Raw genomic sequence first — 11,324 nt, 5'->3', positions numbered from 1 at the left:
CCCCAATAAATTAAGTGTACGCTTTAAAGCCTGTCCACTTTTCGTACACTTATTTGGTTGCCAATAGATCAATAGATCAATAAGTGTACGCTTTAAAGCCTGTCCACTTTTCGTACACTTATATTCTAACACTACAAAGACTATAGGAAATGTGATATAATAAGGCAAATACAGCATGAAGAAGCGCATGATAATTACTTCTAACGAGGTGATATCTAATGAAGTATTTATTAATGGCAGTAATCTTAGTAGGAATTTTGCTTGTAGCCGGATGTGGTGGAGTGGCAGAAGCGCCGGAATCACCGGAACCTACAGGAATCCCGGATGGAGAGACTGGAATTGGTGAAATTGAAGGTCCTATGATGGGAAAAATTGACCAGGCAATCACCGTCCAGGGATCAAGTGAAGGTTATCCTGCCGAACCTTTACAGGTCGCAGGAGCACAAATATATCTTGCTCATGATGACAACTACCTATATGTATACATGGAAGCAGAAGTTGAAGGGTGGATTGCTGTTGGTTTCAATACCAGAGGCGTAATGAGCGGCGCAAATATGATCTTAGGTTATATGGATGGAACAAATCCTGAATTCCGAGATGATATAGGACAGGCCAGAAGCCATTCTGAAGCTGGGACGACAGCAGTCGATCAATTTTATCTAGCCCGTGTCGATGGAAAAACTATAATGGAATTTTCATATCCGCTTGCTTTTCCTGAAGGGCAGGGTTACAATGTTGAAGAATTGATTCCGGGTGAAAGCTATGCTTTGATTGTGGCAACTCATAGAAATTCTGATAATATAACAACGATGCATACAACCCGAGGCACAACAACCTTTGTAGTTCAGCCTTGATGGCGAATAACAATATTCAAATAATAAGTGAACGAAATAAGGAATGTTCTTAGTTTGTTCACTTATTTATTGCTCCGGTGATATTGAGGGAGGATGTAATGGAGAGCGCCAGGAGAATAAATGTCATAAACGAAATAGCTAATTCAATTACACACGGTATAGGAGCTTTATTAGCCGTTGCCGGATTGGTACTACTTGTTGTTTTTGCCGCGATAAAAGGGAATGCCTGGCATGTGGTCAGTTTTAGCATATACGGAACTACCTTAGTCTTGTTATATGTTGCATCAACGCTCTATCACAGTTTTCAAGAACCAAAGTTGAAATATATCTTCAGGATAATTGATCATTCTGCAATTTACCTTTTGATTGCAGGAACCTATACACCCTTTACTCTGGTTACTCTACAGGGATCAACTGGCTGGGTTCTTTTCGGTGTGATCTGGGGTTTAGCTATTACAGGAATTCTCTACAAAGCGTTCTTTATCAATCGCCATGTGGTTATATCAACCTTGTTCTACCTGTTGATGGGCTGGCTGATTATCTTCTCGATTAAGGATCTAATCTCCAGTCTTCCGGTGAATGGATTAGTCCTCTTAGGTGCAGGAGGACTATCCTATACTTTGGGTATGATCTTCTATGCAGGCAGAGAGAGACTGCTCATGCATGCCATCTGGCATCTTTTTGTCCTCGGCGGCAGCATCTGCCATTTTTTCGCCGTTTTTCTTTATGTTTTACCTTAAAAAAGCATCCCTTTCAGGGATGCTTTTGATTTAAAACTATCATGCTAATAAATAAGTGTACGAAAAGTGGACAGGCTTTAAATCGTACACTTATTTGTGGGTTATTCCAGGACCTCCAGTCTCGGTATCTTGCGCCAGTGGTATAAATATACGGGTAAGGCGATACCGATAAAGGCGATACCTCGGATTAGATCCCTGATCAGCCGACGTTGCGTGTTTTCACGACTGATGGCATCGAATCTTTCTTTTTCCTGTTCGATAAACTCCGGTCCGAACTTCTCTTCCCACCGTGTCAGGTCAGGATTTGGTTCTCTAATGGCATAAGGGCTGTATTCTTCGTAAATTGGTGTCACGTAGGCTATCGCTGTCTGAGTTATGGTTACCGCCCCGACAATGATCAGGATCAGGGAGACGAAGCTGACCAGGTAAAAATAAACATGTTCAAGATCCCATTTAAGTTTCATCAGAAACGCCTCTCTTTCACCATTCAGGTTTCACCTTTTTCCAGTGATAAAGATAAAACGGCACAGCAATGATCATTAAAGCAATCGAATTAAGCAGACTTCTCTTTGTATAACCCTGGTAGTATATATCAGATTTCTCCTGTTCTGCCCTTCTTCTCTCCAGTTCTTCAAGGGGAGGAGGATCAAAGTGTGGCTGTTCCGCTCCCTCCCTGTATTCTGGATAGTAAACGTAGATAATTGGTACATTTGGTTTATCTGGCAGGGCGAGCTGCATACCGCTGTTAATTGCCGAAATAGCCCCTCCGACAAAAAGGAAGAGGGTAACCAGGCAAACCAGATAAAAATAAAGGTTCTTTATACTCCATTCTTTAGCCATAATCTCTGCACCACCTTTGAGTGCTGTAAATAAACCGATCCTGATTAAAATATACAACTAAACGGTAAAAAAAGCAAATTAATTATTATTTTACCAGTTAATTATCAACCATATCTTTAAGGTTCAAACCTGATAAATATTTTTCAAATAGCTCCTCTAATTTTGAGTTTGCTTCATTTCGAAACAACTCATAAGCGGTGACAAGTTTATCTGCTTCAGATGTTAGTTTCGAATGTCCGCCACCCTGGCCTCCCGCCTGTTTTTCTAGAACAACAAACCCGAGATTTTTCTCCAACATACGAATCAGATGCCAGGCCTGGCTGTACGACATATTTATTTCTGCTGCCGCTTGCCGGAGAGATCCCGTTTGGTTGACCCTTCTTAAAATGTCCAGCGGACCGTCGCCAAAAACTTTCCGGTTATTTTTTTCCAGCCAGATCTTTGCCTTGAGTTGATAAGTCATATTTTCACCCCCGGTTAGGACTTATACTATTTATTCAATTGTCTAATCCTTCAGTTAGGTTATAATAAAAGTGGTGAAACTAATGCTGAATGTACTACTGGTTTATTTTTCCGGAACAGGAATTACCCGATACTATGCCTCACTTATCCAGGAGGAAATGGAGAAGCGGGGTTATAACTGTGATCTGCTCAACCTTGAAGAATTTACCGACCTGCCCACCCTCTGGCAGAAAAAGCCGGTAGCTTTAAATTATACAATCAGGGCTGAAAAGAAACGGCCTTTGAGTAAATATCCCTGGCCATACCTCGATATAAAAAGCGCTCTGAAATCTGTAGACAGCAATCCCCTTTTTGGGCATCTGGCACGTGAATGGTCCGATTACGATCTGATCGGATTCGGTTCACCAGTATACGCTTTTCGTCCGGCACCGGTTATGATTAGATTTCTACTTGATCTGCCTGCATTTAACAAGAAGATCAGAGTTTTCTCCTTTGCTACCCATGACGGTGCCCAGGGTGATTATCAACAGTTCATGAAAGATATCTTAACCATGAAGGGATTTCGTTATATTGGCCACCTCGATCAATCTTTTATCTATTCAGCTGCTGCCGTGATGCGCCGTAACTTCAGTTACCTGGATGCCGGACGTCAGCTTATCAGGAAAAGTTTTCAGGCCAGAAAAAACATTTTCATTTTTCTCGAATATGTTCACTCACTTTTTTATGGCATTCCATACTGGTATAAACAGTCAAATCTACTGGCAAATGTAGTTGGCATTCCCATGCGAATATTCTATTCATATGGCATCGATTTTTTACTCAACCACTTCCTGTTCGGTTACGGCATCCACAAAGATGAATGCATCCTATGCATGACCTGTGTTCAGCAGTGCCCCCAGGGTCTGATCGAACTGGACGATGAAGGATATCCCATCAGGCTTTATCACTGCATGTACTGCCTGCGCTGCCTGAACTGGTGCCCGACCGATGCCCTTTATTTTTCAAATGTTACCGATGGGAAAGCCCGTTTCCCCGGACCGGAAGTTTTGCTCGAAACCGCCCTAGAAGAGAGTATGGACCGTCGTCTCAAAGGCTAATCGTCAAGAAAATACTTCTTTTATCAGGCTTAGACTAAGATTAATATAATTGCCCTGCTAACCCTATATAAATTGTTACCGAGCTATCCAGCTATCTTCTGATAATTTCTGTTTTCAAAGTTCCCAAAGCATCTTGGATTAGCCCCTCCAGATCAAGCCTGGATTCGATCTCTTCCACAGTTTCGATTCTCGGCTTTGTCACCGGATTTTTTGGAACGAATAAAGTACAGCAATCATCATAGGGAAGAATGGAAGTCTGATACGTGTCGATAGCAATAGATAGCTGGATGATTTCTTCCTTATCCATCCCCACAAGTGGGCGGAGAATCAGCATTTCCGTTGCTTCGCCTATAACCGATAGGCTCTCCAGGGTCTGGCTGGCCACCTGTCCTAAATTGTCACCTGTAACCAGGGCTTTAAGGTCCCTTATTTGCGATAAATATTCAGCAAGACGCAGCATCATCCGGCGCAGCAAAATGATCTGCAAACTATCTGCCCCTGCTTTCTTAAGTTCCTGCTGAATGTTTGTTACGCTGATCATGTGCAGGGGAATTTTGTTGCCATAGACGGCCAGTTTACGACATATATCTGCCACTTTTTCCTCGGCACGACGGCTGGTAAAAGGAAAGCTGTGAAAATGCAGAGCCTCCAGAGCCAGCCCTCTTTTCATGGAGAGCCAACCGGCAACCGGGCTGTCAATACCTCCCGATAGGAGTAAAAGCGACCTGCCGCTAATACCTACCGGTAGTCCGCCCGGTCCGGGCATTCTTTTCTGATAAAGAAATGCATTCTTAAAACCGATTTCAACCGAGATAGTCAAATCCGGATCTTCGAGCTTCACCCGTAAGTTTGGAAGATTCTCCAGTACCGCTGCGCCGAGATTTCTATTCAGTTCTGGGCTGGTCATGGAAAAATTTTTATTCGAGCGGCGTGATTCAATCTTAAATGTTTCATATCCACCAGCTTCCGCTAAGGCAATTTGAATCACGGTGTTCCTGATTTCATCATAATCCAAGCTCGTTTCAGTAATAGAACTGGCTGAAACAATGCCAAAAACTTTATTCAAAAATCCTAGAATCTGATCTCTCGATTCCATTGGTGCGGAGATAATCATCCTGCCATGCAATCGCGCAACTTCACCGCCGTTATCCTTAATTACTGCTTTTAGATTACGTTGAAGCTGCAGCTCAAATTCTTTTCGGTTTTTCCCTTTTAGAGCAATTTCGCCGTAGCGAACCAGTATTTTCCCTGTCATCTGTAACCTCCGCAATTCACTATAAAAAACTTTTTTACAAGGTTCCAAACCGGCTGATGATCTCCTGGACCGCTTCTGCGGCAATTTCCATTTCCTCCTGCGTATTCATGAAAGAAAAGCTGAATCTCAATGCACTCTCCAGACGCTTTCCGCTTAAACCGATGGCTTCAAGAATATGGCTTGGATCGGGATGTTTAGCATGACAGGCAGAACCGGCCGAAACATAAATCCCCCGATCTTCGAGAGCATGCAGCATTACTTCGGCCTTCAAACCGGTTACAGAAAGATTTATTATATTCGGGGCTCCTTCATCAACGGGAGGGCCATTTATCTCGAAGATAACAGCCCTCTCTTTCAGTTTGCTGATCAGAATTCTCTTAAGCTCGTTAAATTTATCATTCTTACGCAGCGCTTCGTGGTAAAGTTTTGCTGCAAGACCGAATGCGGCAATAGCAGAAGAATTTTCTGTGCCCGGCCGCAGGCCTCTTTCCTGTCCTCCACCGTGCATTAGCGGCTGCAGATGAGTGTTCTTTTTGATCCAGAGACAACCTACTCCCTTGGGACCGTGAATTTTGTGGGCGCTGCAGCTGATCAGGTCAGCCTGCCATTTTGATGGGCTCAAGGGGAGCTTAACAAATGATTGAACTGCATCGATATGAAACATGGTATGGGGGTTAATCTCTTTGATCGACGATCCCAGCTGCTCAAGAGGTTGGATGGTGCCGATTTCATTGTTTACATGCATTATGCTGACCAGAGTTGTTTCTTCTCCGATTGCTGCCTTCAAATCAGCCAAATTCACCAGGCCGGAACTGTCGACCGGCAAAAAGGTTACTTCAAAGCCTTCAGTCTCCAGGAACCGAAAACTATTCAAGACCGAAGGGTGTTCGGCCTCGGTGGTAACCAGGTGATTACCCCGTTGACGATGGCGGAAAGCAGCGCCTTTAATGGCCAAATTGTTTGACTCTGTGCCGCCTGAAGTGAAGATAATTTCTTCTTCCCGGCCTGTAAAAAAATGAGCAATCTCTTTCCTGGCCCCTTTTATAAGTTTTTCAGCTTCAATCCCCTTTTCATGCATTGACGAAGGATTTCCGTAAGCCTGATCCTGGATGCTGCTGATCAGGTCAATTACCTCCGGGAAAGGGTGGGTTGTTGCGCTGTTATCGAGGTAAATATCCCGCAAAAAATTGCCTCCCAGTAATAGTTTTCAGATAACAAAAAACCCGGGTTTCCCCGGGTTTTCTATCGCGGCTATTTAAACAGAGATAACTTCTTTGACAGAAGCCACTTCCTGCTTTAATACTCTCTCAATACCCTGTTTCAGGGTAATAGTAGACATGGGGCAGCCGCCGCATGCGCCGGTCAGTCTTACCTTGACAATGCCGTCATCGCCGACTTCTACCAGCTCAACATCGCCACCATCCCTCTGCAGGGCTGGACGAATTTTTTCAAGGGCTTTTTCAACTTGTTCCTTCATCTTGAAGTCCTCCTTATGCATACTCAGCAACCCAAAGTATTGCTGTAACTTTATTATAACATAATCAAAGTGAAGTAGTTCTATATGTAATAAGAAGCTTTCATTGACACTAAAGGGCTGATCACTCATAATAACCATATACCAAAGCACTGCAAAGGAGTTTACATATCTATGGACAATCGGAAGATTATCACAAAAATTGACAAACTTAAGAATACAAGAAATGCGGTTATACTCGCTCACAATTACCAGATTGATGAAGTTCAGGATGCCGCTGATTATGTTGGTGATTCTTTTGAACTGAGCAGGCTGGCAGCTGAGTCGGATGCGGATGTAATCGTATTCTGCGGTGTTCATTTTATGGCTGAAAGCGCTGCAATCTTATCACCGCAAAAAACGGTGCTTCTTCCCGATCTATCGGCAGGCTGCCCCCTGGCCAACATGATTACTGCCGAAGAGCTGCAGGAATTAAAAGAAAAACATCCCGGAGCGGCGGTTGCGACCTACATAAACTCTTCCGCTGCAGTTAAGGCTTTGAGCGACATTTGTGTCACTTCAGCGAATGCTGTCAAGGTTGTCAATTCATTAGAGGAAGATAAAATACTTTTTGTTCCCGATGGAAACCTTGCTCACTTTGTTGCCCAGAGAACGGAAAAAACGATAATCCCCTGGCCCGGTTACTGCATCACCCATCACCGGGTTAGTCCTGAAGATATTGAAAAGGCCCGAAAAGAACATCCCCATGCTGTAGTGGTTGTGCATCCCGAGTGCCGCCCTGATGTGGTAGCCCTGGCCGACGAAGCGCTCGGTACAGGTGGTATGATCAAGTATGCCAGAGAAACAGAATATGAAGAACTGATCATCGGGACGGAGATGGGCATGCTTCACCGCTTAAAGAAAGAGGCACCCGATAAAAAATTCTATCTCCTCTCAACAGGCCTTATCTGCCCGAATATGAAATATACCACACTGGAGAAGATCCTTTCTGCCCTTGAAAATAATCAAAATGTAATTACTGTTTCTGCAGAAGTGCGTGAAGGCGCCCTGAAAGCTCTGCAGCGCATGCTTTCCGTTTCATGAGATAACTTGCTGGGCTATTAAAATATTAACCGGTGGTAATATAATGACGATCGATCAAGAATCTACTGATTTTGTAATAGTCGGTTCCGGTGTGGCAGGGCTTTTTGCGGCTATCCGCCTCGCTGAAGTCGGCAGTGTAACCGTTCTCAGCAAACAGGATCTGATTGCCGGAAACACCTGGTTTGCCCAGGGCGGTATTGCCGCCGCTTTCTCACCGGATGATTCACCTTCTCTTCACCTGGAGGATACCTGGAAAGCCGGTGCCTTCTTCGGTGATCGGAAAGCAATAAGCGTACTTGTCGAGGAAGCTCCGGGACGGATCAATGATCTGTTCTCCCTGGGAGTAGAGTTTGATCGGATCGGCGATGCTATCGACCTGGGGCGAGAAGGGGCTCACTCCAAGAAAAGGATCCTGCACATTGGTGGTGATGCCACCGGACGGGAATTGATTGAAAACCTGATTGAAACCGCAAAGGGGCGGGGAGTCAATTTTATCGAAGATGCTTTTGCCGAAAAACTGCTGGTTGAAGATGGCAGATGCTGCGGTCTGATCTATTTCAAATATAAGACCCGTAAAGCGTTACTCGCTTCGGCTGTTATACTTGCCTCCGGAGGATGTGGCCAGCTTTATCAATATACGACTAATGCTCCGGCTGTAACCGGTGATGGCCTGGCCATGGCTTACCAGGCCGGTGCTGTTCTACGCGACCTGGAATTTTTCCAGTTTCATCCCACGGTTTTTTTACCACCTGAGGGTCAACCCTTTTTAATCTCGGAAGCAGTCCGGGGTGAAGGCGCTTACCTGGTCAATTATTCGGGGGAGCGTTTCATGGAGCGCTATCATGAAAAAGGGGAACTCGGTCCCCGCGATATAGTATCCCGTTCCATAGTTGCCGAAACCAAAAAAACCGGAAAACCTGTTTTTCTTGACCTTCGTCACCTTGGTGCCGATTTCATCCCGACCCGGTTTCCCACGATCTATAACCGATGCCTGGAATGGGGCCTCGATGTAACCAGGCAGTTAATCCCTGTTACTCCGGCTGCCCATTACCTGATTGGCGGGGTTGAAGTAGATCTCGACGGGCATTCGGCAGTAAAGAATCTTTATGCTGTGGGCGAGGTGGCTTCCACCGGAGTACATGGAGCAAATCGCCTGGCCAGTAACTCCCTCCTTGAAGGACTTGTATTCGGTTACCGGGTAGCTGAAGCAATTACAAGAATAACAATTGAGAGACCAGTAAATGTTGTCAATCCGACAGCTACAATAAACGGAGCCGATGGCAAACAGGAAGAAAAATGCAGAACGCTCAGGCCTAAGCTGCAGAAACTGATGTGGGATAATGTTGGCCTGATCAGGGCAAAGGACGGTCTACAGGATATGAAGGAAGAGATCTCAGGCTGGCTTAATCTGCTCCGCTTCGACTATTCTGAGGCTGAATTAAATGAAACGAAAAATATGCTTCTTACGGCTTGGATGATGACAGAAGCGGCGCTGTTGCGCGAAGAAAGCCGGGGCTGTCATTTCCGCTCAGATTACCCGGACAGCAGTGAGGATTTTGCCCGGAAACATATAATTTTCCAGACTTCAGACTGGCAAAATGAAATACATACAGGTCCGGAAGGCCGATTTCAGGCAAGGGATGTATAAGAACCGACGTGCTTCATCTTATTACGTGTTGAACAAACTTGAATTTAGAGGAAGTGATCACCGGTGATACCTTCATACCTGGTAAGCGAGATACTGAAGCGGGCTTTCAGGGAAGATATCGGAGCAGGAGACCTGACAACCCTTTACACGGTTCCAGAGGAAAAAAGGGGAAGTGGACGGGTTATTGCCAGAGAAGCGGGGCTGCTGGCCGGTACAGACATTGCCACCGCAGCATTTAACTACCTCGACTGCAGTGTAAAATGCCAGCCGCGGATCAACGATGGCGAGCGCTTTGAACCAGGCATGATCATAATGGATGTTACCGGTCCTCTTCAGCCGATTCTTTCGGCGGAAAGGATCGCCCTCAACTTTCTGCAGCGCCTCTCCGGTATCGCGACCCAGACTGCTATGTGGGTTGAAGAACTTTCCGGTTTTCCTGCCAGCCTGGCCGATACCCGCAAGACAACTCCCGGCCTGCGTATCCTGGAAAAATATGCAGTAAGAGTAGGCGGTGCCGCTAACCACCGACTCGCTCTTGACGGAGGGATACTGATCAAAGATAATCATATAACCGCCGCTGGAAGCATCAGGAGCGCCGTCAAAAAAGTCCGCGAGCAGGCTCCCTTTACCTTGAAGATTGAAATTGAGGTCAGCAACCTCGATCAGCTCCAAGAAGCCCTGGAGGCAAAGGCGGATATAATAATGCTCGACAACATGAGCACCGAATTGATGAAAAAAGCAGTCCAAATTGCATCCGGGAAAGCCCTGCTCGAGGCATCGGGCAACGTTACATTCGAACGTCTAAAAGAGATTGCTGCTACCGGAGTTGATTATATCTCCAGCGGCGCACTTACTCATTCCTGTCGTGCCCTGGATATATCTTTTATACTCGAACCAACTGAATAGAAATGATATAGATGAGGTAACAGATGGAGGTGCTCAAAATGGAAGCTCAGATTTTTGATATAGTGATTCTCGGCGGTGGACCGGCCGGAACGACAGCAGCCCTGTATGCGGTAAGAGCAGGTTTGAATCCTGTAATAATTGAGAACAGAGCTGTTGGCGGAGAGATCGTTTCAACCGACAGGCTCGATAATTATCCAGCTTTTCCCGATGGAATCAGCGGTTTTGAATTCGGCTTGCTGCTTGAAAAACAGATGGAAAATCTTCAGGTCCCTGTAAATTTTGCTGAAATAGAAAAAGCTGAACTAACCGGGGAGATCAAAAAAGTGAATACATCGGCGGGTGAGTTCCAGGGACGAACGGTCCTTATCTCAACTGGAACAGAGCCGAAGCTGCTCGGCGTTGAAGGCGAACTTGAACTGCGCGGGCGCGGTGTATCTTATTGCGCCACCTGTGACGCAGCCTTTTTTAAAGGGAAAGAGATTGCCGTAGTAGGCGGTGGAAATGCCGCACTGGAAGAAACTATTTTCCTGGATCGGTTCGCCTCCAGAATTTATCTAATCCACCGCCGGGATCAGTTCCGTGGTGTTAAAGGCCTTCAGGATAAAGTTTTGAGCCTGCCCAGAGTTGAGGTGCTCTGGAATACAACAGTCAGCAGCATCGAAGGAGATAAGAAAGTCACCGGGTTAAATATTGTCCAGAACGGGCAGGATAAAGAGCTGCCTGTAGATGGCATATTTATTTTCGCCGGTCGCCAGCCGAATTCCGGTTTTATTGAAAGCGGTCTGCTTGAAGTAGACGAGCACGGCTTTATCGTCACCAGCGGTAAAATGGAAACTAATATTTCAGGAGTTTATGCAGCGGGTGATATTCGTCGTAAATTTCTGCGCCAGGTTATTACGGCTGCCTCGGACGGGGCAATCGCTGCAACTGCTGTAGCTCAATATCTCTTTACTTAACCTGGAGAG

The 11,324-nt window shown here is 45.5% G+C and carries 13 protein-coding genes; 7 read left to right on the top strand and 6 right to left on the bottom strand.

Translation table 11 applies throughout. The annotated features are described in order from the left end of the window. Positions 1-218 precede the first annotated feature (218 nt). Complete coding sequence (locus tag SCJ97_11065; GenBank protein MDW7740574.1) at positions 219-854, top strand: DOMON domain-containing protein; 636 nt, start codon at positions 219-221, stop codon at positions 852-854. Positions 855-952: 98 nt separating this feature from the next. Continuing rightward, positions 953-1,594: a hemolysin III family protein gene (locus SCJ97_11060; protein MDW7740573.1), complete on the top strand. Its 642-nt coding sequence runs from the start codon at positions 953-955 to the stop codon at positions 1,592-1,594. 101 nt (positions 1,595-1,695) lie between these two features. Here the strand turns inward: SCJ97_11060 and SCJ97_11055 are convergent, their stop codons facing one another. The 3 genes from SCJ97_11055 to SCJ97_11045 all read right to left on the bottom strand — a co-directional run bounded on the left by SCJ97_11055 (position 1,696) and on the right by SCJ97_11045 (position 2,897). Next, entirely contained in the window at positions 1,696-2,058 is a 363-nt protein-coding gene (locus SCJ97_11055; GenBank protein MDW7740572.1) for a hypothetical protein, read from the bottom strand. A gap of 16 nt (positions 2,059-2,074) precedes the next feature. Continuing rightward, a complete protein-coding gene (locus tag SCJ97_11050) occupies positions 2,075-2,434 on the bottom strand; it encodes a hypothetical protein (GenBank protein ID MDW7740571.1) in 360 nt (119 codons plus the stop codon). 97 nt (positions 2,435-2,531) lie between these two features. Continuing rightward, positions 2,532-2,897: a LysR family transcriptional regulator gene (locus tag SCJ97_11045; protein MDW7740570.1), complete on the bottom strand. Its 366-nt coding sequence runs from the start codon at positions 2,895-2,897 to the stop codon at positions 2,532-2,534. Between the two features lie 82 nt (positions 2,898-2,979). On the opposite strand from SCJ97_11045, the gene SCJ97_11040 reads away from it, so the two are divergent. Then, positions 2,980-3,993 (top strand): 4Fe-4S binding protein, encoded by a 1,014-nt coding sequence (locus SCJ97_11040; GenBank protein MDW7740569.1) that lies wholly within the window; start codon positions 2,980-2,982, stop codon positions 3,991-3,993. Between the two features lie 91 nt (positions 3,994-4,084). On the opposite strand, the gene thiI is transcribed toward SCJ97_11040, so the two are convergent. The 3 genes from thiI to SCJ97_11025 form a co-directional block, all read right to left on the bottom strand. After that, complete coding sequence (gene thiI, locus SCJ97_11035; protein ID MDW7740568.1) at positions 4,085-5,248, bottom strand: tRNA uracil 4-sulfurtransferase ThiI; 1,164 nt, start codon at positions 5,246-5,248, stop codon at positions 4,085-4,087. Positions 5,249-5,282: 34 nt separating this feature from the next. Then, positions 5,283-6,431, bottom strand: coding sequence for a cysteine desulfurase family protein (locus SCJ97_11030; GenBank protein ID MDW7740567.1), 1,149 nt, complete (start codon positions 6,429-6,431; stop codon positions 5,283-5,285). Positions 6,432-6,503: 72 nt separating this feature from the next. After that, positions 6,504-6,725, bottom strand: a complete 222-nt coding sequence (locus tag SCJ97_11025; protein ID MDW7740566.1) for a NifU family protein — start codon at positions 6,723-6,725, stop codon at positions 6,504-6,506. Between the two features lie 171 nt (positions 6,726-6,896). Between SCJ97_11025 and nadA the strand changes: the two genes are divergently transcribed. From nadA to SCJ97_11005, 4 genes are all read left to right on the top strand, one after another. Next, positions 6,897-7,805, top strand: coding sequence for a quinolinate synthase NadA (gene nadA, locus SCJ97_11020; GenBank protein ID MDW7740565.1), 909 nt, complete (start codon positions 6,897-6,899; stop codon positions 7,803-7,805). A gap of 43 nt (positions 7,806-7,848) precedes the next feature. Further along, on the top strand, positions 7,849-9,453 hold the full coding sequence (gene nadB, locus SCJ97_11015; protein ID MDW7740564.1) for an L-aspartate oxidase: 1,605 nt from the start codon (positions 7,849-7,851) through the stop codon (positions 9,451-9,453). Positions 9,454-9,516: 63 nt separating this feature from the next. Continuing rightward, the gene (gene nadC / locus SCJ97_11010) at positions 9,517-10,359 is read left to right on the top strand and encodes a carboxylating nicotinate-nucleotide diphosphorylase (GenBank protein MDW7740563.1); all 843 of its coding nucleotides are present in this window, start codon (positions 9,517-9,519) and stop codon (positions 10,357-10,359) included. A gap of 38 nt (positions 10,360-10,397) precedes the next feature. Next, positions 10,398-11,315, top strand: a complete 918-nt coding sequence (locus tag SCJ97_11005; GenBank protein MDW7740562.1) for an FAD-dependent oxidoreductase — start codon at positions 10,398-10,400, stop codon at positions 11,313-11,315. Positions 11,316-11,324 lie beyond the last annotated feature (9 nt).

The sequence above is a fragment of the Bacillota bacterium genome (genome assembly GCA_033549065.1).
GTDB lineage: Bacteria > Bacillota > Dethiobacteria > DTU022 > DTU022 > JAWSUE01.
The sequence above is the reverse complement of the archived record's forward strand: the minus strand, read 5'-3'. Positions and strand labels throughout refer to the sequence as shown.